The organism is Synechococcus sp. MIT2312 (genome assembly GCF_059772315.1).
The window spans coordinates 1,389,130-1,412,431 of sequence record NZ_CM186281.1 but is presented as its reverse complement, the minus strand read 5'-3'; the positions used below and the strand labels follow the sequence as shown (position 1 = coordinate 1,412,431).

At 60.0% G+C, this 23,302-nt stretch carries 22 protein-coding genes and 2 tRNA genes; 8 read left to right on the top strand and 16 right to left on the bottom strand.

Translation table 11 applies throughout. The annotated features are described in order from the left end of the window. Positions 1-5 precede the first annotated feature (5 nt). Positions 6-311 (top strand): YciI family protein, encoded by a 306-nt coding sequence (locus AC6EI9_RS08300; RefSeq protein ID WP_498467324.1) that lies wholly within the window; start codon positions 6-8, stop codon positions 309-311. A gap of 3 nt (positions 312-314) precedes the next feature. Here the strand turns inward: AC6EI9_RS08300 and lipA are convergent, their stop codons facing one another. Then, a complete protein-coding gene (gene lipA / locus AC6EI9_RS08295) occupies positions 315-1,193 on the bottom strand; it encodes a lipoyl synthase (protein WP_498467322.1) in 879 nt (292 codons plus the stop codon). Between the two features lie 18 nt (positions 1,194-1,211). Here lipA and AC6EI9_RS08290 point away from each other — a divergent pair. Then, positions 1,212-1,285 (top strand) — tRNA-Pro (locus AC6EI9_RS08290). A gap of 16 nt (positions 1,286-1,301) precedes the next feature. Here the strand turns inward: AC6EI9_RS08290 and cobJ are convergent. Together cobJ and AC6EI9_RS08280 are read right to left on the bottom strand one after the other, a co-directional pair. Further along, positions 1,302-3,122: a precorrin-3B C(17)-methyltransferase gene (gene cobJ / locus AC6EI9_RS08285; RefSeq protein ID WP_498469980.1), complete on the bottom strand. Its 1,821-nt coding sequence runs from the start codon at positions 3,120-3,122 to the stop codon at positions 1,302-1,304. A 52-nt stretch (positions 3,123-3,174) separates the two neighbouring features. Continuing rightward, a complete protein-coding gene (locus AC6EI9_RS08280; RefSeq protein ID WP_498467320.1) occupies positions 3,175-4,602 on the bottom strand; it encodes a hypothetical protein in 1,428 nt (475 codons plus the stop codon). A gap of 390 nt (positions 4,603-4,992) precedes the next feature. Between AC6EI9_RS08280 and psaA the strand changes: the two genes are divergently transcribed. After that, complete coding sequence (psaA, locus tag AC6EI9_RS08275; protein WP_498467318.1) at positions 4,993-7,299, top strand: photosystem I core protein PsaA; 2,307 nt, start codon at positions 4,993-4,995, stop codon at positions 7,297-7,299. A gap of 22 nt (positions 7,300-7,321) precedes the next feature. After that, positions 7,322-9,529 (top strand): photosystem I core protein PsaB, encoded by a 2,208-nt coding sequence (gene psaB, locus AC6EI9_RS08270; RefSeq protein ID WP_067095224.1) that lies wholly within the window; start codon positions 7,322-7,324, stop codon positions 9,527-9,529. 115 nt (positions 9,530-9,644) lie between these two features. Here the strand turns inward: psaB and AC6EI9_RS08265 are convergent, their stop codons facing one another. Continuing rightward, on the bottom strand, positions 9,645-10,571 hold the full coding sequence (locus tag AC6EI9_RS08265; RefSeq protein ID WP_498469979.1) for a cupin: 927 nt from the start codon (positions 10,569-10,571) through the stop codon (positions 9,645-9,647). Between the two features lie 154 nt (positions 10,572-10,725). Here AC6EI9_RS08265 and AC6EI9_RS08260 point away from each other — a divergent pair, with 154 nt between their 5' ends. Continuing rightward, complete coding sequence (locus tag AC6EI9_RS08260; RefSeq protein ID WP_498467316.1) at positions 10,726-11,016, top strand: hypothetical protein; 291 nt, start codon at positions 10,726-10,728, stop codon at positions 11,014-11,016. A 2-nt stretch (positions 11,017-11,018) separates the two neighbouring features. On the opposite strand, the gene AC6EI9_RS08255 is transcribed toward AC6EI9_RS08260, so the two are convergent. From AC6EI9_RS08255 to AC6EI9_RS08245, 3 genes are all read right to left on the bottom strand, one after another. After that, complete coding sequence (locus AC6EI9_RS08255; protein ID WP_498467314.1) at positions 11,019-14,156, bottom strand: efflux RND transporter permease subunit; 3,138 nt, start codon at positions 14,154-14,156, stop codon at positions 11,019-11,021. Positions 14,157-14,284: 128 nt separating this feature from the next. Next, the gene (locus tag AC6EI9_RS08250; RefSeq protein WP_498467313.1) at positions 14,285-14,776 is read right to left on the bottom strand and encodes a photosystem I reaction center subunit XI; all 492 of its coding nucleotides are present in this window, start codon (positions 14,774-14,776) and stop codon (positions 14,285-14,287) included. A 58-nt stretch (positions 14,777-14,834) separates the two neighbouring features. Beyond that, positions 14,835-14,954 carry a photosystem I reaction center subunit VIII gene (locus tag AC6EI9_RS08245; RefSeq protein ID WP_067095236.1) on the bottom strand — a complete coding sequence of 40 codons (120 nt, stop codon included), beginning with the start codon at positions 14,952-14,954 and terminating at the stop codon, positions 14,835-14,837. A 114-nt stretch (positions 14,955-15,068) separates the two neighbouring features. Here AC6EI9_RS08245 and AC6EI9_RS08240 point away from each other — a divergent pair, with 114 nt between their 5' ends. Then, positions 15,069-15,563, top strand: a complete 495-nt coding sequence (locus tag AC6EI9_RS08240) for a HEAT repeat domain-containing protein (protein ID WP_498467310.1) — start codon at positions 15,069-15,071, stop codon at positions 15,561-15,563. On the opposite strand, the gene AC6EI9_RS08235 is transcribed toward AC6EI9_RS08240, so the two are convergent. The 3 genes from AC6EI9_RS08235 to AC6EI9_RS08225 all read right to left on the bottom strand — a co-directional run bounded on the left by AC6EI9_RS08235 (position 15,521) and on the right by AC6EI9_RS08225 (position 18,000). Beyond that, positions 15,521-16,483: a glycosyltransferase family 2 protein gene (locus AC6EI9_RS08235; RefSeq protein WP_498467308.1), complete on the bottom strand. Its 963-nt coding sequence runs from the start codon at positions 16,481-16,483 to the stop codon at positions 15,521-15,523. The genes AC6EI9_RS08240 and AC6EI9_RS08235 overlap by 43 nt on opposite strands. A gap of 93 nt (positions 16,484-16,576) precedes the next feature. Further along, positions 16,577-17,212 (bottom strand): hypothetical protein, encoded by a 636-nt coding sequence (locus AC6EI9_RS08230; RefSeq protein WP_498467307.1) that lies wholly within the window; start codon positions 17,210-17,212, stop codon positions 16,577-16,579. A 47-nt stretch (positions 17,213-17,259) separates the two neighbouring features. Continuing rightward, positions 17,260-18,000, bottom strand: coding sequence for a C40 family peptidase (locus tag AC6EI9_RS08225; RefSeq protein ID WP_498467305.1), 741 nt, complete (start codon positions 17,998-18,000; stop codon positions 17,260-17,262). Positions 18,001-18,017: 17 nt separating this feature from the next. Between AC6EI9_RS08225 and AC6EI9_RS08220 the strand changes: the two genes are divergently transcribed. After that, on the top strand, positions 18,018-18,914 hold the full coding sequence (locus AC6EI9_RS08220) for a serine hydrolase (protein WP_498467304.1): 897 nt from the start codon (positions 18,018-18,020) through the stop codon (positions 18,912-18,914). A 20-nt stretch (positions 18,915-18,934) separates the two neighbouring features. On the opposite strand, the gene AC6EI9_RS08215 is transcribed toward AC6EI9_RS08220, so the two are convergent. Both AC6EI9_RS08215 and alr read right to left on the bottom strand, forming a co-directional pair. Further along, positions 18,935-19,023, bottom strand: a tRNA-Ser gene (locus AC6EI9_RS08215). 34 nt (positions 19,024-19,057) lie between these two features. Further along, positions 19,058-20,239, bottom strand: a complete 1,182-nt coding sequence (alr, locus tag AC6EI9_RS08210; RefSeq protein ID WP_498467302.1) for an alanine racemase — start codon at positions 20,237-20,239, stop codon at positions 19,058-19,060. A gap of 73 nt (positions 20,240-20,312) precedes the next feature. On the opposite strand from alr, the gene AC6EI9_RS08205 reads away from it, so the two are divergent. Beyond that, positions 20,313-20,810, top strand: a complete 498-nt coding sequence (locus tag AC6EI9_RS08205; protein ID WP_498467301.1) for an HNH endonuclease — start codon at positions 20,313-20,315, stop codon at positions 20,808-20,810. Positions 20,811-20,820: 10 nt separating this feature from the next. On the opposite strand, the gene prfA is transcribed toward AC6EI9_RS08205, so the two are convergent. From prfA to rplM, 4 genes are all read right to left on the bottom strand, one after another. Beyond that, entirely contained in the window at positions 20,821-21,918 is a 1,098-nt protein-coding gene (gene prfA / locus AC6EI9_RS08200; protein ID WP_498467299.1) for a peptide chain release factor 1, read from the bottom strand. A 135-nt stretch (positions 21,919-22,053) separates the two neighbouring features. Then, a complete protein-coding gene (gene rpmE, locus AC6EI9_RS08195) occupies positions 22,054-22,323 on the bottom strand; it encodes a 50S ribosomal protein L31 (RefSeq protein ID WP_498467298.1) in 270 nt (89 codons plus the stop codon). 8 nt (positions 22,324-22,331) lie between these two features. After that, on the bottom strand, positions 22,332-22,736 hold the full coding sequence (rpsI, locus tag AC6EI9_RS08190; RefSeq protein WP_066904513.1) for a 30S ribosomal protein S9: 405 nt from the start codon (positions 22,734-22,736) through the stop codon (positions 22,332-22,334). Then, positions 22,733-23,185, bottom strand: a complete 453-nt coding sequence (rplM, locus tag AC6EI9_RS08185; RefSeq protein ID WP_067095280.1) for a 50S ribosomal protein L13 — start codon at positions 23,183-23,185, stop codon at positions 22,733-22,735. Before rplM ends, rpsI begins: the two co-directional genes overlap by 4 nt. Positions 23,186-23,302: the final 117 nt, after the last annotated feature.

Below are 23,302 nucleotides of genomic sequence, written 5' to 3'. Positions count from 1 at the left end.
ACACCGTGCCCTGGTTCATCAAGACCGAAACCTTCACCCCGGAGACAGCCGCCCTGCCCATTGAGCAGAAGCGGCTTCACCTTGAGGCTCATCGCCAATGGGTGATGTTCCATTGCAACAGTGGACGTCGCATCCACAGCGGTTATCTGGTGGATGGTGAGCAGCGGCCCGGCGGTGGTGGACTTTTGATCTTTGAAGCCAGCAGCTTTGAAGACGCCCACCGCTGGGTTCAAGCCGATCCCATGATTCAGTCCGGGCTGGTGAACTGGCAGTTGCAGCAATGGATCCAGATCGGCGGCGAGGAGCTCTGATCGTCAGCGGGGGTGGCTGATCATCAGCCGCTGCACTTCGCCGGCGTGATAGCTGCTGCGTGTCAGTGGACTGCTCACCACCTGCAGGCAGCCCAGCTCTTCTTCTCCGATGCGCCGATAACGGTCGAACTGTTCCGGAGTCACAAAGCGGTTCACAGGCAAGTGTCTCGGGCCGGGAGAGAGGTACTGGCCGATGGTCACAATGTCGACGCGGTGGGCGCGCAAGTCGCGCAACACTCCGATCACCTCCTCATCGTTTTCTCCGAGACCCACCATCAGACCGGATTTGCTGTACGACCTGGGCCATCCGTCCCTCACCCGTTTCAGCAGTTCCAGAGAGCGTTCATATTTGCCCTGAGGTCTGGCTCGTCTGTAAAGGCGTGGAACGGTTTCGATGTTGTGGTTGAGCACGTGCGGTGCGGCGTTCATCACCGTTTCCAGTGCACCCCAGTTGCCGCAAAGGTCGGGGATCAGCAATTCGATTGTGGTGAAGGGAGAGCGTTGTTTCACCTGCTCAATGCAGGCAACGAACTGGCTCGCTCCTCCATCGCTTAGATCGTCGCGGTTCACCGAGGTGATCACCACATGCTTCAGTTTCAGTCGCGATACCGCCTCGCCAAGACGCTCCGGTTCGGTGGGGTCCAGCGCTCGAACGCTCTTGTCGAAGTCGATGTCGCAGTAGGGACAAGCACGCGTGCAGCCCGGCCCCATGATCAGAAATGTGGCGGTTCCCCCGGCGAAGCATTCACCGATATTCGGACAACTGGCTTCCTGGCAGACCGTGTTGAGCTTGAGGTCAAGGAGCAGGTCGGCAACAGCTCCGATGCGTTCCCGCTGAGGGGCTTTGACGCGCAACCAGTCAGGTTTCAGAACTGAGGTCATCTTCTACAGTCGGGCCATCGGGATGTGGCGCAGCTTGGTAGCGCACTTCGTTCGGGACGAAGGGGCCGCAGGTTCGAATCCTGTCATCCCGACTGCACTAGGTCGTGTTCAGTTCAGGGCGGCACCCGGGTAACCCCTGGGGGTCACCATGCGGCCGTCCTGAACGCGGCTGCTGCTGTTTCCAATAACCAACACCGTAAGCATGTCCACGTCTTCAGGCCGCAGGTTGCCCAGGCTGTGAAGGCTGACCTGCTCGTCGCTGCGTCCAAGCTGGCGTGCCATCACCACAGGAGTTGTCTCAGGACGCGCGCCGAGCAGAATCTCCTGGGCCCTTGTCAGCTGCCAGTCGCGTTCTTTGGAGCGAGGGTTGTAGATCGCAACCACAAAGTCGCCGGAGGCAGCTGCCTCGATGCGTCGTTCGATCACCTCCCAGGGTGTGAGCCGGTCGCTGAGAGAGATCGTGCAGAAGTCGTGCATCAGTGGTGCCCCTGCCCTGGCGGCAGCCAGCTGCAGTGCGGAGAGTCCAGGATGCACCTGGAAAAGAGGACGTTCTGTCTCAGGCAGGTCCATCCAAAGCTCCAGCGCCAGCCCAGCCATGCCGTAGATGCCGCTGTCTCCTGAGGAGATCAGCGCCACACGGGCGCCCTGACGGGCCAGATCCAGTGCTTGCCAGCAGCGATCCCGTTCACGGGTGAGTTGTCCGTCCAATCGGACCTGATCGCAGTGACGTAGCGGTTCAAGCAGATCCAGGTAAAGGCCATATCCCACCCAGAGGACGCAGCGGCTGAGCGCTGTGCGGGCGTCGGCAGTGAGCAGCTGCAGTGAGCCCGGCCCACTGCCGACCAGATGCAGCTCTCCTTTGCCGGGTGCGAAGGGATTGGCAGCCTCTGCGATCGCCACCGTCACAGCACCCTGTTCGCCGCTCTCGGCATGGAAGATCCGCTTGGACTGCAACAGCTGTGCGCGTTCCCCGGAGGCCAGAAGTGCCGAGGCTTCCGCAACGGATGCTGTGCCCATCTCCGTCTTCACCACTTCAGAGGGCGTGGGCACGGCGACATCGGCGAGGGCAGGGGCACCGAACAGTCGCAATGGCCAACCTCGATGCTCACAGAACTGCAGCAGGGCCGGCTCGTCACCTTTGGCTTCAATGCTGCTGATCCCTGCCACGGCCGCCTGGGCCAGCCCTGCGGACTGAAGAGAGCGATCCACGGCTCGTTGAATCAGTGCAAGGCTGCTCAGGCGTTCGCAGCCGATGCCGATCCAGAGCGTGGCTGGGTGCCAGCGACAGGGAGCCCCGTCGGAGCGCGGCCCGATGGCGAGCGCAGGCCCGTGTTCGGAGTCGGCGGCCTCACCGAAGTGTTGACCGGCCGCACTGCTGCGCCACAGGTCCGTTCCTGTTTGCTGAACAACATTGATACGTTGTCCAGAGGCCTGGGAGAGCATGAGGTCATGCCAGGCCTCCGGCGTGCCGCCACGCACCCATCCCCAGGCTTCTCCGAAGGTGTCGAGAGCCAGCCGCTCCTGGCTCGCTGCATCACCGGTCAGCACCACCTGCCCGCCTAGTGCGCAAGCCAGTGCATGGGCCAGCTGTTCCGCTCCTGCCGCATGCCCACCAATCAGGGGCACGATGTTTTGAGCGTTTGCATCCATCACCAGCACGGCAGGATCGTGCTGCTTGTCGCTCAGCAACGGTGCGATCAGACGTGTGACGGCACCCATGGCTCCGATCACGATCGTGGGCCCACCCCTCAGCCACTGCTCGCTCAGGAGTTGCGAAGCCGGTGCGACCAACAAGTCGCTGGGAGTGGTTTGCAGTGCTGCCGCCGCCAGAGGTGTTAACCCCACCCGATCCGCCAGGCCTGCCTGTTGCAGCTGCTGAAGCAGGGGCCATGCACTCCTGGACAGGCCCAGTGCAAGTGACGCTCCCATCGGCTGGATGGAGGTGGTGTTGACAGCGTTCAGGGCTAGCGGCCTCAGTGAATCAGCGCTGGGTGCCATCCTCGTTCAACAGCTCCCTGGCTGATCCTCCCAGGCTGCTGGTGATCCGCAGCTTCTCAGGCTCGGCTGACGGTTCTGCCGTCCTGATGTTCTGTTCGGGAGCAGCCTGTTCGGCTTTGTTGGTCTCCAGCGGTTCGTCCGTGTCGGCAGCTGACTGATCAGGCAGCACTGACAGCTCATCGTCAGCGGTGATCGCCGCAGGCGAGGAGTCGATCTGCTGAGGGCTTGGATCCATGGATTGTTCTTCCCTGTCTGGCTCCTCAGTCGTTGGCTCCTCCTCAATGGCTGAATCCTCAACCGTTGGTGCTTCCGATGTGTTGATCGGTGCTGAAGGGTTTTGGATCGACCTCTCAGTCGCAGTCTCTATTTCGGTTTCGGTTTCAGAGACAGGGTTGAGCGCAGTCTGCGGCGGTGTTGCGTCTCGCTCAGGCGACTGGTCTGTTTCAGGACCGGCGACGCCGAGCAGACGCGCCATCTGTTCATCGCTCAGCTTCGACTGCATCCAGATGGGACGGTTGTCTGGACGCGCTGAGGTGGCTCGTAATTGATTGTTGAAGACCGGAGTGATCGGATCACCAAGACCATCCAGCAGTTCCATCTGAACACTGCCGGCACCGATGCCTGAAGCCCTCAGCCAAAGGGCCTCCTGGCGGTCGACCAGAAAGCTGTCGCCATTCACGCTGATCCTCAGCCTCCAGCGGCCATCACCCTCCCGCAGGTTCTGCAGCGGGGCGTTCCAGATCAGCCAGTCGATCAACAAAGGATCACCGTTGCTGAGGTCCGAGGGGCTGACCACGGCAAGCCAGGGAGCATCCTGAGCCGGCTGAGTTCCTGAGAGCTTCTGCAGGAGATCCAGTCTCCACTGGAGGCTGGCGCCCTGAGATTTCACGGCTTCACCCCAAGGCATGGCGGCATAGGCCGTAAACCGATGACTTCCCGGGCTGAGATCGGGAAGCGTGATCTGCAGTCGATCGTGATCGGCGTGCCCGAAACGCAGTGGCGGATCGTCGTCGATCTGCAGGGCCACATGGGCTCCAAGGCCCAGTTGTGGATCCTCGGCCAACGGCCAATCCTGGATCCGCAACGTGAGATCCACCTCACCGGTTTTCAGCAGAGTGCCATCCGAGGGCCTGATCAGTTCGAGGTGGGGAGAATGGCTGCTGAGAGCTGCTTGCAGTTGCTGAACAGCGCCCGGGGGACTGACTTCCTGAAGTCGCCCGGAAGGGGAAGTAACACTGATGATCTCTGCAGAGCGTTCTCCATTGACTGAGCCGTCTGCTCCCCAGGGCCAGGCCTGCGCGGCTGCGGCGGGGAGCACCATGATCCAAAGGGCAAGCAGAGCCTGAAGCCAGTGATGAAAGTGGTACGTCCTGCCTGATGCCGCCATGGGGCAAAGCTTGAGTCGACCCATTCTGGGCACCGATGGAAGCGATGCACTATTGGGAATGATTTGCATTAAATAGGTTGATATGTGTCGCCTGTTTGTGTTGCTTTACGTGCCTAATCGGGGCCTCCTCGCTGATGCTCGAGCTGATGCAGATTCCAGGTCTGGACAGGCCCGCGGCCGGATTGAATCTTTGTAACTCCCTGTCGTGTGATGCCCGCTTCCCCTCCTATGCTTTCGCCAGCGGTCCCCTCATTGGGGCCCTAGCTCCAGTGAGAGACAGGGTTCATTACTCTGAATACCACTGGCGCCCGGCCACGGAAAAGCTTGCTGATCCGCGCCCGGGGCCCCGGTAATCCTTCGGATTTCCGGAGGGGTGTCCCACCACCTCGATCCCGTCCCTCGAGGAACGACTCGATGACCATCAGCCCACCAGAGCGTGGGAGCACCGCGAAGACTCAAGTCGAGAAGGTCGACAATCCAGCGACCTTCGAATTGTTCGGAAAGCCCGGACATTTCGACAGAGCTCTCGCGAAAGGTCCCAAAACCACCACCTGGGTTTGGAATCTCCACGCCAACGCTCACGATTTCGACAGCCACACGAGTGACCTTGAGGAGGTCTCTCGGAAGATCTTTAGTGCTCACTTCGGCCATCTGGCCGTGATCTTCATCTGGCTGAGTGGTGCCTTTTTCCATGGCGCCCACTTCTCCAATTTCTCCGGCTGGCTCGCCGATCCCACCCATGTAAAGCCAAGCGCTCAGGTGGTTTGGTCGGTTTTCGGCCAGGAAATCCTCAACGGCGACATGGGTGCCGGTTTCCAGGGCATCCAGATCACCTCCGGTCTCTTCCATGTCTGGAGAGCCTGGGGCATCACCAATGAGACTCAATTGATGTCTCTGGCCATCGGTGCTCTGGTGATGGCCGGCCTGATGCTGAATGCAGGCGTTTTCCACTACCACAAGGCAGCTCCGAAGCTTGAGTGGTTCCAGAACGTTGAGTCGATGCTCAACCACCACCTGGCTGGTCTGCTTGGCCTGGGCTCACTGTCCTGGACCGGTCACCTGCTGCATGTCTCCCTGCCCACCACCAAGTTGATGGATGCCATCGACGCCGGCCAGCCGCTGGTGTTGAACGGCAAGACCATCGCTTCCGTGGCAGATATTCCTCTCCCCCACGAATTCCTCAATCAGGATCTGCTCGCTCAGCTCTACCCGGGATTCAGTGCCGGCATCGGTGCTTTCTTCAACGGCAACTGGGCTGCATACAGCGATTTCCTCACCTTCAAGGGTGGAATCAATCCTGTGACCGGAAGCATGTGGATGACCGATATCGCTCATCACCATCTGGCCATCGCGGTGCTGTTCATCGTGGCCGGACACATGTACCGGACCAACTGGGGTATCGGGCACTCCATCAAGGAGATCCTCGAGGGTCAGAAAGGTGATCCCCTGCTTTTCCCTGCAACGAAGGGCCATGACGGCCTGTTCGAGTTCATGATCAACAGCTGGCATGCTCAGCTGGCTCTGAACCTTGCAATGCTCGGCTCACTGAGCATCATCGTTGCTCAGCACATGTACGCGATGCCTCCTTATCCGTACATGTCGATTGACTATCCGACTCAAATCGGCTTGTTCACCCATCACATGTGGATCGGTGGCTTCCTGATCGTCGGTGCCTCAGCTCACGCCGCCATCGCGATGATTCGTGATTACGACCCCGCCAAGCACGTGGACAACGTGCTGGACAGGGTGCTCAAGGCCCGTGACGCTCTGATCAGCCACCTCAACTGGGTGTGCATCTGGCTTGGCTTCCACAGCTTCGGCCTGTACATCCACAACGACACGATGCGTGCTCTGGGTCGCCCTCAGGACATGTTCAGTGATTCCGCGATTCAACTGAAGCCTGTCTTCGCTCAGTGGATCCAGGGTCTGCATGCCGCAGCAGCCGGCAGCACCGCTCCCAACGCGCTTGCTGGCGTCAGTGAAGTGTTCAACGGTTCCGTTGTTGCCGTTGGCGGCAAGGTCGCGGCGGCTCCGATTCCGCTGGGCACGGCGGACTTCATGGTCCACCACATTCACGCCTTCACGATTCACGTGACGGTGCTGATCCTGCTCAAGGGTGTTCTTTACGCCCGTAACTCCCGTCTGATTCCAGACAAAGCCAACCTTGGCTTCCGCTTCTCCTGCGATGGCCCCGGTCGCGGCGGCACCTGCCAGGTGTCTGCTTGGGACCATGTCTTCCTGGGTCTGTTCTGGATGTACAACTCCCTGTCGATCGTCATTTTCCACTTCTCCTGGAAAATGCAGAGCGACGTATGGGGTGCGGTGAGGCCTGACGGCTCAGTCCAGTACCTCACCAACGGCAACTTCGCCAACAGCGCCATCACCATCAACGGCTGGTTGCGTGATTTCCTGTGGGCTCAGGCCGTACAGGTGATCAACAGCTACGGCTCCAACACAGCCGGTTACGGGATCATGTTCCTGGGTGGCCACTTCATCTGGGCTTTCAGCCTGATGTTCCTCTTCAGTGGCCGCGGCTACTGGCAGGAGCTGATTGAGTCCATCGTCTGGGCTCATAACAAGCTGAAGGTGGCCCCTGGCATCCAGCCTCGTGCGCTGTCCATCATCCAGGGCCGTGCTGTCGGTGTTGCTCACTATCTTCTGGGCGGCATCACAGTCACCTGGTCCTTCTTCCACGCCCACATCCTTGTGGTGGGCGGCTGACCTTTCCTGAACTTTCCCTCTAATGGCAACGAAATTTCCTTCGTTCAGCCAGGGTCTGGCACAGGACCCGACAACCCGCCGCATCTGGTACGGGATCGCCACGGCTCACGACTTCGAGAGCCATGACGGAATGACGGAGGAGAGGCTTTACCAAAAGCTCTTCTCCACCCATTTCGGGCATCTCGCCATCATTGGTCTTTGGGTTTCGGGAAACCTGTTCCATATCGCCTGGCAGGGCAACTTTGAACAGTGGGTCGCCGACCCTCTGCACGTGAAGCCCATCGCTCACGCAATCTGGGATCCCCATTTCGGTCAGGGCGCCATCACAGCCTTCACCCAAGCGGGAGCCACATCGCCGGTGAACATCGCCTATTCAGGCCTGTACCACTGGTTCTACACAATCGGCATGACGAAAAATGCCGAGCTGTATCAGGGTTCCATCTTCATGATGATCCTGTCGGCCTGGGCACTCTTCGCCGGTTGGCTGCACCTGCAGCCCAAGTTCCGCCCGTCACTCGCATGGTTCAAGAATGCTGAGTCACGTCTGAACCACCACCTGGCTGTCCTTTTCGGTTTCAGCTCCATCGCCTGGACCGGACACCTCGTGCACGTGGCGATTCCTGAATCCAGGGGTCAGCACGTTGGCTGGGACAACTTCCTGAGCGTGATGCCTCACCCCGCCGGTCTGGGACCTTTCTTCACCGGCAACTGGGGTGTTTATGCACAGAATCCGGATTCCGCGGGTCAAATCTTCGGTACAGCCGAAGGTTCCGGCACTGCGATTCTCACCTTCCTCGGTGGCTTCCATCCACAGACTGAAGCTCTCTGGCTCACTGACATCGCCCATCACCACCTGGCGATCGGTTGCCTGTTTGTGATCGCTGGTCACATGTACAGGACCAACTTCGGCATCGGACATTCCATCAAGGAAATCCTCGAAGCTCACAATCCTCCCAAGGGCACTCCCGGCGATCTGGGTGCTGGCCACAAGGGTCTTTACGACACCTTGAACAACAGCCTTCACATGCAGCTCGGTCTGGCTCTTGCCTCGCTGGGTGTGGTCACCTCGTTGGTGGCGCAACATATGTATGCCATGCCGTCGTATGCCTTCATCGCGAAGGCCTACACGACACAGGCTGCTCTGTACACGCACCACCAGTACATCGCCATCTTCCTGATGTGCGGTGCCTTCGCCCACGGAGCGATCTTCTTCATCCGTGACTATGACCCCGAAGCCAATAAGGACAACGTCCTGGCACGGATGCTTGAGCACAAGGAGGCGATCATCAGTCACCTGAGCTGGATCACACTCTTCCTTGGCTTCCATACGCTCGGTCTTTACGTTCACAACGACGTTGTTGTGGCGTTCGGAACACCTGAGAAGCAGATCCTGGTTGAGCCGGTCTTTGCCCAGTTCGTTCAAGCCGCTTCCGGTAAGGCGATCTACGGTTTCGACGTGCTGCTTTCCAATTCAGCTGGTGCTGCCGCCAATGCCAACGCTGCCTATATGGGTGGGTGGATGGATGCCATCAACGGCAACACCGATGTGTTTCTGCCGATCGGCCCTGGTGACTTCATGGTTCACCACGCCATCGCACTGGGACTGCACACCACCACTCTGATCCTGGTCAAAGGCGCTCTGGATGCCCGTGGCTCCAAGCTGATGCCAGACAAGAAGGACTTCGGTTACTCCTTCCCCTGCGACGGTCCTGGCCGTGGCGGCACTTGTGACATCTCTGCCTGGGACGCCTTCTATCTGGCCGTCTTCTGGGCCCTGAACACAATCGGTTGGGTCACCTTCTACTGGCATTGGAAGCATCTGGCCATCTGGCAGGGCAACGTGGCTCAGTTCAATGAGTCCAGCACCTACCTGATGGGTTGGTTCCGCGACTACCTCTGGCTGAACTCCTCCCAGCTGATCAACGGTTACAACCCGTTCGGCAGCAACAACCTCGCCGTCTGGGCCTGGATGTTCCTGTTCGGCCACCTCGTCTGGGCGACTGGATTCATGTTCCTGATCTCCTGGCGCGGTTACTGGCAGGAGCTGATCGAGACCATCGTTTGGGCTCATCAGCGCACACCGCTTGCCAACCTTGTTGGCTGGCGTGACAAGCCAGTGGCTCTGTCCATCGTTCAGGCTCGTGTTGTCGGTCTCGCCCACTTCACGATTGGCTACATCCTCACGTACGCCGCCTTCCTGATCGCATCGACATCCGGCAAGTTCGGCTGATCAATCCGGACAAGCCCTGACCAGAGGGCAACCTTCATTTCACCCCTGTCCAGCTTCTCTGGCAGGGGTTTTTTGTTGACTGAACCTGAATGGTGCAGATCAATTCAGCCGTTGATCAGCCGCTGAAAAGAATGTCGAGCGTTCGCAGATAGGTATGCAGTCCTGCGTCCTGAATCGGCAGCACATAGGCATCCGCACCTGACTCGTTGTGGTGGGAATGCCAGTACCCCGGTGGAGTCACAAAAGCGGCACCAGCTGCCCAATCCTCCCTGTGCGGGTTACGGATTTTTCCCTGATCGTCGAGCTCAGTGCCAATCAGGGTGTAGCAACCGGGCTTGCAGTCCACAGCAAAATCCAGGGCGATCGATTGGTGGCGATGGGGCTTCTGCTCCTGCCCCGCAGGAAGAATGCCAAGCATGGCCCAAAGGGTGTGGCTGACCGTTCTTGTTTGGGGAAACGCTGAGTTGCCCAGCAGCACGCTCACCCGGTTGGCACGGGCGCCGCTGGGGCTTGCCGCGATCTCAGCCAGTCGCCCCTGACTGTCGCAATGGCTGTAAAACGTCGGCTCAAAACGGGCTTCATTGGGAGTCACACCCAGAAAACGCAGCAGTGGTGCGTCGTGCACCCAGTAGAGAGCGGCTTTGCCAGAGCAGCTGTGAATAGCGTCTCCTCCGGCGGGCAGAACGAGCATGTCGCCTTTGCACCACTGGAAGTGTTTGCCGCAAGCTTCAGTGTCCCCCTGGCCATCGGCCACGAAGAACAACTGGCTTGTTGCCTCAGCGGCAGTGCGCAGAGCGTCGCCATCCAGTCGGATGAAGTTGGCGCATAACGAGGGGCCGGTGGCAGGGCCACTGCACTGCAGTTCTGCGCTCAGATCAAGAGGCATCACGGCACTGCCGTTTTGGGAAAAGAAAGCCGGGGAGAAGGAGCGATAAGGAACGGCGCCCGTCAATCCGCTGCGAATCGGATTGGCCGCTTCGCCGTAGGAGAAATACTGAGCCTGGGCAGATGACGATTGGCGATTCGTTGCGCTGCTCAGCATGCCGTGACGTCTCAGCGCTTCAGGGAGCACACACCTTACAAATCTGTGCATCGCGTCTTCGTATGCAAAGCGTCATGACTTCGATCCATCTCAGTCACGTTTTGATCCCGTTGTTCACGTCTACTGAACCTTCCTCGGATTGGTTGAGTTCTGGATGTCGTTGCCTTCGCTCCCCCCAAGACTGGAGCTCGTTGTTCTGCTGGTTGGCGTTGCGGCCGGCTACAACCTCACCTTGCAGATCCTGCCAAGAGAGCGAATCAATCTGGCTCAGCTTGAGGCGGATGAGCAAATCGCTGAGCGTGTTACACCTCTGCCGGCGTTCGCTCCTCCGACGTTCGCTTCGATCGCGACTAGGGAGTCAGCAGCTGATTCGTCGTCGGGCGGCACGTGCCTGATCCCTCCAGGGGGTGGCCCTGCCGTGAACGATCGCTTTGAGCCCTGTTGAAATCAGCCGTCTAGCTCCGGACTGGCCGGGGCGACTCCTCGCCAGCGCTTGAACAGCAGATAGGTTGCGGGCACGATGAACAGTGAGAGCAGCGTGGACACCAGCAGCCCGCTGAACACAACAGTGCCGATGCTGATGCGACTGGCGGAGCCTGTGCCTGTGGCGAGCAGCAATGGCAGAAATCCGGCCAGCGACGTCACCGCGGTCAGCAGGATCGGTCGCATCCTGTTGATCGCTGCTTCCTCGACCGCATCCATCAGTACGACCCCTTGCCTGAGACGTTGATTCGCGAATTCAACGATCAGGATCCCATTTTTCGCGGCCAGGCTCACCAGCACCAGCAGGCCCATCTGGGCGAAAACGTCGAGCGTGAGACCGCGCAGCTTCAGGCCGATCAGTGCTCCCAGCAGTGCCATCGGCACTGTGAGCAAAATGATCAGCGGGTCCACGAAGCTTTCATAGAGGCCCGCCAGCAACAGATACACCACCGTGACGCCAAGGCCGAACAGCACCCAGGACACGGATTCCGCCCGGGTCTCCTCTCTGGCAAGACCGGTGAAGGCGAGACCAAGGTTGTTGCCTCCGGTCTGATCACTGATCGTCTGCAGGAGATCGATGGCCTGGCCGCTGCTGATCCCATCCGCTGTGACGGCAGTGATGCTGATCGATCGGTTCTGGTTGTAGTGGGTGATTCGATTCGCTCCTGAATCACGCACAAGCCGTGCAACGTTTGCCACCGAGACCAGATCGCCGCTGCGGTTGCGCACCATCAGGCTGGTGAGATCTCCAGGCGTGCTGCGATCTGTTCCCTCCAGTTGGAGATAGATGCTGCGGATTTCCCCTCCCGCGAAGGTGTCATCAATGAAACGGCCTCCGATGGCGGTTCCGATGTCCCTGAGAGTGGGACCCACCGGTACGTCCAGAGCAGCCATCTGGCTACGGTCCAGCTCTAGTCGCCATCGTGGTGAGCTTGCATCGAAGCGCGTGCTGACACGCTGGAACTGTCCGGAATTCTGGGCAGCAAGGATGAACTGTTGGGCCTGGGTCTCGAAATCCTGCAGGCTGAGCTGGCCGCTACTGCGATCCAGCAATTCCATCTGCAGGCCCGATTCGCTGCTGAAACCGCGCACTGTGGGCGGCGTGGTCACTATCACCTGAGCATCGGTGATGCGTCGTCTCAGTTCGCTGTTCAGGCGCTGCTTCACAGCCTCACTGCTGTTCTGCCGTCCTGAGCGTTCTTTCAGGGGTGTGAGGCGCAGATAGAACGATCCTGTGTCCTCGCCGCTCTGTCCGAACGAGCTTCCGGCATAGAAATTGCCGCTGCGGATCAGAGGCTCTTCGGCAATCACCTCGCGGATGCGTTCCATCACAGCCTCGGTTCGTTCCAGGCTTGCCCCCTCCGGAAGCGTGAAATAACCGCGTACCTGGCCCTGATCTTCGTTGGGGATGAAGGAGGTGGGGATCGTCGTCAGACCAATGCCGGTGAGCATCAGGCCTGCCAGCACCAGAGCGATCACGGTTCTGCCACGCGTTAGCCAAACCGCCAGCATTTGTGCGTAAAGACGTTGCAACCAGGCCATGCCCGATCGCAGTCTGCGACTGATCAACCTGAGCGGTCCTGGCAAGCGTCCGTCGCCCTGTCCGAGCACGCGGGCGCAGGCCATCGGAGTGAAGGTGAGGGCATTGAACGTTGAGAACAGAATTGCGCCGCTGATGGCCAGTGCAATCGGTTGATACAGGCGGCCTATGGAGCCAGGGATCAGCAGAACAGGCAGGAAGACTGCAGCCAGAACCAGCGATGTGGCCAACACGGCGCCCGCCAGTTCTGCCATCGCATCTTCCGCAGCACCCTTTGGCTCCTCGCCCCGCTCGATCCGACCTGCGATGTCTTCGCTGACGACAATGGCGTCGTCGACCACGATGCCTGTGGCCAGAACGAGGCCAAACAGAATCAGGCTGTTGAGATTGGACCCGCTGAGGCGCACCACCACAAGACTGCCGATCAATGCCACAGGCACCGCCAGACCAGGAATCAAGGCCAGGCGCCAGCGTCCCAGAAACAGCACCAGCATCAGCAAGACCAGCAGCACCGCGTCCCTGAGGGTGTCTCTGGTGCGATCGAGATTGGCCTGGACGGTTTCGGCCACATCCACGATCACCTGAACATCCAATCCAGGAGGAAAGCTGCTTTCCAGGCTTTTCAGCCTGTCCCGCACCGCACGGCTGACCTCCAGTGCATTCGATCCATCCCGCTGGAAGATGCCGACAGCCACGGAGCTTTCACCCTGAAGGTTGAGGGCGCTGCTGCCGTAGTTGCGTTGGCCCAGTTCAACACGACCCACATCCTTCAGCCGAACCAGGCCTCCGTTGTCGGTGCGTTTCACCACCATGGCTTCAAAGTCGCCCTGGCTGCGCAGACGCCCTTCGGCATCCACCGGCAGGCTGAACAACTGCCCTGCCGGTGCCGGTGCCTCTCCCAGATTGCCCACGGCGGCCAGAACGTTCTGCTCTGCCAGAGCATTGGTGATGTCGTTGGTGGAGAGACTGAATTGCATCAGCCGACTGGGATCCAGCCAGAGCCGATAGGCGAGCTCGCTGCTGCCGAACACACGGATATCGCCAACTCCAGGCGTTGTTCGCAGGCCTTCACTCAGCCGCTGGTCGAGCCAGCCACCGATGAAGATCGGCTCATACATCCCGGGAGGAGCGCTGAAGCCGAGGATCAGCAGGAGATCATTCGTGGAGCGGTTCACATTCAGCCCCTGCCGCGTCACCGCCTGGGGAAGTCGGCGGCTGGCCAGGTTGACTTCGTTCTGAACCTTGATCGCGTTGAGTTCTGGGTCGCCAGCCTCGAAGCGCAGGCTGAGGCTGGCACCGCCCTGCCTGCTGCTGGAGGTCATGCTCTCCAGGCCATCGAGTCCACTGAGCTGGTTTTCCAGCACTGCCGTGACGCTTTGCTCCACGACTTCCGGACCGGCGGCAGGAAAACTGGCGCTCACTCTCACGCGGGTGGGTGCCAGTTGAGGCAGGTCTTCAAGCCCGAGGCCCACCAGAGACACCACACCCGCCAGCAGCACCAGCAAGCTGCAGACGATGGTGAAGACGGGCCTTCTCAGAAATGGCTGGGAGATGGACCGCAAGTCGGCGACCGCTCAGCAAGGGCCCAGATCCTGGCAGCAGAAAGCCCCGAATGAGTCATTGATGACGTCACCCGGGGCATCCCAAACAGTGATTTCAAGCTTCCATTTTGAAGTTTGAAAAGAGTGAATCAGCCGACCGGTGCGACACCACCAGCGATCTTCGCCAAGTAGAGCAACGGAGTTGCACTGACAAGGAACCAAGCAAATGCTGCTCCCCCGCAACCACCAAGCCAGAAGCCACTGGCAAATTCCGACCAGCCTTCCTTCGTGAAGAGGTCGGACGGTGGATTGTCGATGGTGGCGTCAGCGGGTTGGACCTTGGGTCCGTTGCCAGCGGTGCCATAGATGGACAGGCATACAGTCAGGATCGACACCAATCCGATCGAAGCAAGGAGTCCTGCTGTGGATGCGTAATCGCTGTTTCTGAGAGGACCGCAGACCGCGAAGGGCCCATACAACAGATACCCATGGGTCATGCCGATTTCCAGGCCGCGTCTGTTCGGCGAGAGCGATGGTCGATAGATCGGCAACGCATTGAGGAACGCCTTGACGAAATAGCTGCTGTTCACCGGGGTGGCGAGATTGCCAACCGTTGGATCGGTGACGGGGGAAACAGACATGGATGGGAAAGCGGTGGGTGGGCAGTTCGCTTGATCGTTGGCTGGGGCCTGTTAGCGATCAGTCAGCGGTGGTTTCGATCAGGTTGAACATCAGAACCATCACGACAGCTGGACCCAAAACCCCAGCCAGTGGGATGAAAACCGAGGGCATCCAGGCAGCGGCGAATTCTCCAGTCATGGCAGCGACCCAAATGTCTGCGGTTACTGTAAAGACTGCCTTTCTGGTGGTCTTCGACCGATCGGGTCGGTGACATAAAAGTTCAATCCATTCGGCCTCCGCTGCTTTGAACCCATGAATCAGCTGCTTGCAGGTGGTGCCGCCCTTGTGCTGGTGGTCGTGCTCTGGGGTCTTGGCCGACGGCCTGGAAAAACGCTGTTGCGCAGCACGGATGCGACCTCCGTGGCAGCGATCAACAGAGCCCAGCTGGGTCTGGTGGAGGTTTCATCCCCGCAGAAGGATCTTGAGATTCAGCCAGCTTCTGCCAGGGGAGCCTGCAATTCCGCCCCGTTCCAGCCCCCGGTCAGCAGCGCTGAGCGGATCTCGCTTGAGCGTCGTTTACGCGAGGCAATGGATCAAGGCAACCCAGCCCAGAGGCTTGAGGCCGTGAGGGTGGCCGGTCAGTGGGGGCATGCCTGCGTTCTGCCGCTGCTGAGGCGCGGTCTGCGTGATGCCGACAGTCTTGTTGTCGAAGCCGCTGCAACAGCCATTGAGCGTCACCGTGGCGCGACCCGACCTTCTCCGGCTCAGGTGGCCCGGCCCCCTCGCAATGTTGCCCGGATGCGATAGATCGGGCGCCCCTGGCTTTCGTGGTACGTCCGGATCAGCAGTTCTCCCAAGAGTCCGAAACAGAACAGTTGAATCCCGGCCAGACCAAGCACGACCGCCATCGTGAGCAGTGGTCTGTTGCCGATGTCTTCACCCGTCAGTTTGATCGCCAGCAAATAGGCGCTTGCCACCAGGCTTGTTGCGATGGCGATGAGGCCCCCAAACCCGAAGACGTACATCGGCCGGGTGAGGAAGCGCTTCATGAACCACACCGTCAGCAGGTCCATCAGGACACGAAAGGTGCGATCAATTCCGTATTTGCTCGTTCCGTACTGACGCGCTCGGTGATTCACCTTCACTTCGGTGATGCGGGCTCCTTCGATGAAAGCCAGCGCCGGCAAAAAGCGATGCAGCTCGCCGTACAAGCGCATGTCGGAAAGCACGTCGCGGTCATAGGCCTTGAGCGAGCAGCCGTAGTCATGCAGACGAACGCCGGTGACCCGCCCGATCAGACGATTGGCCAGCCTGGAGGGAAGTTTTCTCTGGAGCTCGGCATCCTGACGATCAAAACGCCAGCCGCTCACCAGGTCATAGCCCTCGCGCAGCTTGTTGAGGAGCAGGGGGATGTCGGCGGGATCGTTTTGTAGATCACCATCGAGGCTCACGATCACCTGCCCTTGGGCGACATCAAAACCTGCTGCCATGGCAGCTGTCTGACCGTAGTTCTTGCGCAGCAGAACACCTACCAGCTCCGGCACTTGCTCGCTGGCGCTCTCCAGCACTGATGCTGTGTTGTCTGTTGAACCGTCATTGACCAGCACCAGTTCAAAGCGCTCTCCAATCGGTCGCAGCGCGTTAAGCAGCTGGTCCACCAGCTCAGGCAGGCTTTCTTCTTCGTTGTAGAGCGGTACCACAACCGAAAGGTCCAGCCCAGCCGTCATCAGGATCCGATCGATGCCAGTGCAACCTAATCGGCGCCAGTTGGCCCAACTCTGAGCGGTAACGGCAGACCGGCACTCAGCTCATCAACAGGATCAATAGCGCCGATAGACGGTCTGCGTGCCCAGATCGATCTTGCTGCCATCGGGACAGACGCCCTGGCGTTTGACCTTGAAGTAGCCGTTACTGCACCGCCCGAGGGGAGTGCGTGAGTAGGTGTATTCCTCGCCAGGGCAAAAGGCGTCTTCATCAATGGAGCGAAAATTTCGATAGCGCTCTCTGTCTTCGGAGTTCACCATCAGCCTTGCGTTGCCTTTGGTCGGTCCATCTGCATTGCGGGCTTTGGTCACCGACCAGCGGAACTTGTTTTCGCCAGGAGTCACGGAGAGAAAACTGCCGTGGTGCCGATCACCAAGACTGATCGAAAAACTCTCCGAACGTCGTCTGCCGCTGCCGTATTCACGGTTGGTGTAGCCACCGGTGCGTCGGTTCCTGATCACGATTCGCTGATTGCCTGCCGGGGGCAGCGAGGCCAGAAAGCTCATGCCACTGATCGGTCTCACACTCTCGCCAGGACAATCGCCCCGATAGATCGTGCGTATCAGGGTCAGCTGCTGGATGGGCTGACTGCGCTGAAGAAATTCACCCTCAGCTCCCATGGAGCTGGTTGCGCTCACCCCTGGAGCTCCGAGATTCATCTGTGCGATGAGCGGCCCGGCGAGCAGTGTCATCGGATCCATGAGTCCGTCTCGCGGAGATCTTGTGCATTGTCTCTCCTTCAGGGCAGGGTGCTGCCGTCATGGCAACGCATCACCCTGCCGGCACCCCGCAGTTCAGCCCTGTAGTGACTGGCCACGGGGTGTAGATCCTGGGGATTCAGGCTGTCGATGCCGATGCCATTGCGGCCATGTTCAATCCCTGAGCTGTGCATGTAGCGGCCGTTTTCGAGATGGATGCCGACGTGCGTGCAGCGCTCAGGTGTGCCGAAGAAGATCAGATCACCGGAGCGCAAGGCGTTCACATCATTCGGTTGCACCGCCAGCGGCTGGCAGAACCGTTCTTGCTGATAAGCATCTCTGGGCAGCCAGATCCCAGTGCTGGCAAAGGCTGTCTGCACAAGGCCGGAGCAGTCCAGATCAGGCCCGATGGTGCCTCCCCAGAGGTAGGTGTTGGTGATTGCGGCCGCGGCTTCCAGCCACTTCACAACCGCATTCAGCCGGCTGGTGATGTCAGAGCTTGTGAGCAGGCGTGGCTGCCACGCTTCACAGGCCACAGCCTGATCGGCCAGTTCATCCATGGACAGCCAGCAGGGGTAGCCGTCCTCGAGAAGAACAACCTGCAAACGCCCGCGATCTTCGGTTCGCAATGGTGCAGCGACCTTGAAGCCTCGGCCCGCTGCGGCCTGGGTGGCCAGTCCGCTCTCTGTTGGCGTGGCGTAGCCGTTCTGCCCACACAGCAGTTTCCAGCAGCTTCCTGGGCTGATCAGGTCGGGAGTGATCGGGGTGCCTAGGGTCGGCATTGCCTGTAGCCATTGCCATGGCGTTCTACCGTCCCGAGCCGGCAATGCAGCAGCACCTCGTTGCTCTGATCGACAGGCTGGCAGCCGATGGCCGTCCCGGCCTGCATGATCAGTTGGCTGTGACCTGGGTCCGTTACGACGCCACGTTTCCGACCAATGGCAGCGGCAGCGGTGCGGCCTGGGCTGACCAGAAGCTGCTCTATCCGGCGAGTGTGGTGAAGCTGTTGTACGCCGTGGCGGCGGAGCACTGGCTGCAACGTGATCTGATTCCAGACAGCGATGAACTGCGTCGTGCGCTGCTCGACATGCTGGCCGACTCCAGCAATGACGCCACTGGGTTGATCGTGGATCTGCTGACCGGCACAACGAGTGGTCCGTCGTTGCGCTCCCCTGCCTGGGAGCAGTGGCAGCAGCAACGTCGCCGAGTGAACGACTGGTTTCATGGTTTCGGCTGGCCTGAGTTGGAGCGCGTCAACTGTTGCCAGAAAACCTGGGGTGATGGTCCCTATGGACGCGAGCGAGTGTTCTACGGGGAAGACAACAACAATCGCAATGCCCTCTGCACGGCCGCTGTCGCCAGGATCCTCGAAGCGGTCATGACCGATGGCGTGCTCTCACCTCCGGCCTGTCAGAGACTGCGAGCCCGATTGGCTCGTTCACTCTGCAAAGCAGACAGGCTGGAAGATCCCGAGAATCAAGTGGATGGCTTCCTTGGGGAGGGTTTGCCGCAAGGCAGTCAGCTCTGGAGTAAAGCCGGCTGGATGAGTCAGGCCCGTCACGACGCGGCCTGGTGGTGCCTCGACGGGCAGGCACCTTCTCTGCTGGTGGTCTTCAGCGAAGGTCAGGAGCGCGCCGGCGACGAACAACTGCTTCCTCTGATCGCGACACAACTCGCGCAATACGGAGCCGATTGACGACGCGTGATTCAGTTCAACGGAGAGGGAGGGATTCGAACCCTCGACAGAAGTTGCCTCCTGTAACTCCTTAGCAGGGAGCCGCTTTCAACCACTCAGCCACCTCTCCAGCGGCTCGCCCACCCTATCAAGAGGGTGCTTGTTCAGACCACCAGTCGCGGCAGGCGGTGCTTGAAACCGCACAACACTTCCCAGGGGATGGAACCCGACAGTTCCGCCCAGTCCTGAGGGCGGATCACCTGCTGATCATCCTGTCCCAGAAGCGTCACCACATCACCGCTCTCCAGATCGGGATGGTCGGTGACATCCAGCATCAGTTGATCCATGGTGATCGCACCGACCTGAGGAAGGGGCTGGCCACGATGCAGGGCATGGATTTGCCCCGACAGGCAGCGGCTCACGCCATCGGCGTAGCCGATTCCGATCACAGCCAGTCGACTGGGCCGACTGGTGACGAAGCGGTGCCCGTAGCTCACCCCCACACCTGCTGCGACCTCACGGATCAGGCTGACCCGAGCTTTGACGGTCATCGCCGGTTGAAGATCCAGGCTCTGCTCGAGATGGGCACCAGGGGCATGCCCATAGAGAGCCAATCCCACGCGTACCTGATCGTGATGCAGTGATGAATCCCGCAGGGTGCCTGCCGAATTGGCCAGATGTCGCTGTAAACCCTCTTGTCGGTGCTTGCGCGTCACGGCCTCGAACCGCTCCTGCTGCAGGCGGGTGATCCGATCGGCATGCCCTTCGAGTTCGCCATCGGCCAGAGCGAGATGGCTGTAAACACCACCCAGATTCAATTGATCGAGTTGCAGGATCGCTTCAGTCAGACGTTCCCCGTCTTCCCAGTCGCAGCCAAGTCGTGTCATGCCGGTGTCGAGCTTGAGCTGCACCGTGAACTCACGGCCGCTGCCACTGGCAAGGTTTTGGCAGAGCAGTGCCTCGCGCATGCTGCTCAGCGTGGGCATCAGTTGCCAGTGCAGACAGGCACGCAGCTCTTCAGGTTGGGTGAGATTGCCCAGCACGAGCACCGGCAGCTCCAGGCCGGCGCGTCGCAATTCGATTCCCTCCTGCAGGGTGGCGACTCCCAGACTGGTCGCCCCCCCGCAGATGGCTGCCCGGGCAACTGTTTCGGCGCCATGTCCGTAGCCGTCAGCCTTGACGACCGCCATCAGGGAGCAGTCGGATGCCAGCAACCGCCTCAACGCTCTGGCGTTGTGTTCAACGGCTGAAGCCGATACCTCCATCCAGGCTCGCTGTCGCGGGTCAGCGCCAGCAGCCGTTTCAGGGCTGGTGGGGCTTGTGCGATCGGCGGACAGGTCTGGCATCGGGACTGGGTAGTGAAGGTCACAAAGCTGCCCTTGTGACCCCGATAGCATGCCGTGTAATCAGGGAGCTGGCATGGGCCAGGTTCTCGTTCTCAATGCGTCCTACGAGCCGTTGAACATCACCACCTGGCGTCGAGCCGTCGTGATGATGATCAAGGGGAAAGCCGAAGGTCTGGAGCACGATTCCAAACACCTTGTCCGCAGTGATATGCCCCTGCCAACGGTGATCCGTCTGCGTCAGTTCGTGCGAGTGCCCTTTCGCCAGGTCCCACTGACACGCCGCAATCTGTTTCAGCGTGACAATCACACCTGTCAGTACTGCGGCAGCCGCGAACTCCTGTCCATCGACCATGTGATCCCCCGCAGCCGCGGTGGAACGGATGCCTGGGACAACGTGACCACGGCCTGCACCAGCTGCAATGTGCGTAAAGCCAGTCGTACCCCATCCGAAGCCGGCATGCCTCTCAAGCGTGTTCCGCGCCGTCCCCTCAGCAGTCTGAGTTTCGAGGCTGTTCGTCAGATTGATTCAGGTCGCCACAGTGAATGGGCCAAATACGTGATCGGGGTCTGACCCGTTCTGATTAATCGTCGGTCTGCTGGCTGAGTTGCTCCAGTTTGCTGCGCTGTTCCTCGGCGACACAGGCGCCGATCACATCCTCCATCTGTCCTTGTAAAACGGACTCAAGACTGAAGTTTCTGCCGAGTCGATGGTCGGTGACTCTGTTGTCCTTGGCGTTGTAGGTGCGGATCTTCTCGCTGCGGTCGCCCGTACCCACCTGGGAGCGACGGGCTGAACTCTCCCGTTCATTGGCTTCGGCGAGCTGCCGCTCATAGAGCTTGGCTCGCAGAATCTCCATGGCCCGTTCCCGGTTCTGGAGCTGGGAGCGTTGCTGGGTGCAGAACACACGGATGCCGCTCGGTTTGTGCAGCAGGTCCACGGCTGTCTCCACTTTGTTCACGTTCTGTCCGCCGGCTCCTCCTGATCGAGCCGTGCTGATCTCTAGATCTCCGGGTTCTATCTGAACCTCCACGGGATCTGCCTCGGGCATCACAGCCACCGTCGCTGTGGATGTGTGCACTCGGCCCTGTGATTCGGTAGCAGGGACACGCTGTACGCGATGCACACCGGCTTCAAACTTCAGTTCACTGAAGACGGCATCGCCTTTCACGGAAAGAATCAGCTCCTTGTAGCCGCCAAGGTCGGCTTCGCTTGCGCTCACGGGCTGGACCGTCCAACCGCGTCGGCTGCTGAATCGCTCATACATGCGGGCAAGATCTCCAGCCCAGAGCGAGGCTTCATCGCCCCCGGCACCGGCTCTGATTTCCAGCATCACACTGCGTTGATCGCGCGGATCCTGGGGCAGCAATGCGAGCGTCAGCCGCTGGATCAGTTCGTCATGGCGTTGCTCCAGAGACTGCAGTTCCAGTTGAGCGAGTTCTTCCATCTCGGCATCGCCGCGGCTTTCACGCAGCAGCATCCGCGCCTGTTCCCTTTCCTGCAGAACGTTCTGCAGGCTGGTGTAATCGACGACCAGAGGTTCAAGGCGCGAACGCTCCTTGGCCACAGATTGCAGGCGCTCCGGATCCGAAGCCACATCGGGGTCAGCGAGCTGGCGTTCCAGATTGTGGAAACTGCTGGTCGCGGCCTCAAGACGGCTGATCAGAGTTGAGGAGTCCATGGCCTCAGAAGCATGGTCGGCAAAGGACCTGGCTGTGGTGTCCTTTCAGAAAAAAGCCCCGAAGGCAGAGCGCTGTCTGCATTCGGGGGCAAAAATCGTGGCGATCGATCGCTTGTGCGTCGATTGCAGAGCGCATCAGGATTCCGACTTCGCCTCGTCCTTGGCGGGAGCTTGTTTCTCTTCGTTGACACTGGCGGTGCTGCCCATGCCGTATTTGCGCATGAAGCGGTCCACGCGTCCCTCGGTGTCGAGGATCTTCTGGGTGCCTGTGAAGAACGGATGGTTTCCGCTCCAGACGTCCACGTGAATTTCGGGCTGTGTGGAGCCAGTGGTCATCACCACTTCTCCATTGCAGATCACCTTGGCGTCGGGGTACCAGGTGGGATGAATGTCGGGCTTGGGCATGACAGGGATCAGCGCTTGGAGAACTGGGGAGCTTTGCGGGCTTTCTTGAGGCCGTACTTGCGACGCTCCTTGGCCCGTGGGTCACGGCTGAGGTGGCCTTCCGTTTTCAGGGGCTTGCGGTTGTCGGAGGAAAGCTCGCACAGGGCCCTGGCGGCGCCCTGCTTGATGGCATCAGCCTGTCCGGTGAGACCACCACCGCGCACGTTGACGAGCACGTCGTACTCAGTGGTCAGACCCAGCGTCTGCAACGGAGCCTTGACGGCAGCGATGTATGCGGGGTTGTAGTTGAGATAATTATCGCCAGGACGGCCATTGATGGTGATCGTGCCGTTCCCGGGGATCAGGCGAACGCGGGCGACTGAGGTCTTACGGCGACCGGTGCCCCAGTAAACGACGGAGTTAGACGTGCTCATTTGGCGGAAGCGGCGGGATCGAGCTGCAGGGGCTGAGGCTGCTGGGCGGAATGCGGATGGTCGGCACCCTTGTACACCTTCAGTTTGCGGAACATCTGGCGACCCAAAGCGTTGTGGGGAAGCATGCCCTTGATGGCTTTTTCCACGATTCGCTCGGGAAGACGCTCCTGGAGATGAGCGAAGGTCTCCACCTTCATCCCACCGGGGCGTCCGGAATGTCTGCGATACAGCTTCTGTTGCGGCTTGCTGCCACTCACCTTCACCTTGTCGGCATTCACGACAACGACGAAATCGCCGGTGTCGAGATGCGGGGTGTAGCTGGCTTTGTTCTTGCCGCGGAGCACGGAAGCCACTTCGGTCGCCAAGCGGCCGAGCGTTTGATTCTCAGCGTCCACCAGATACCACTGGCGGTCGATTGAATCGATGGAGGGGACGGAGGTCTTGTTCATCGCGCCGGCATGCCGGTTCGGTTATGCCCCGTCGCGAGCGACGAAGCTGGGCAGGGAGCTTCAGTCACGCCGTGGCGTGCTGAACAGAGCTCAAAGAACGACTTTACCTGTCGGTGG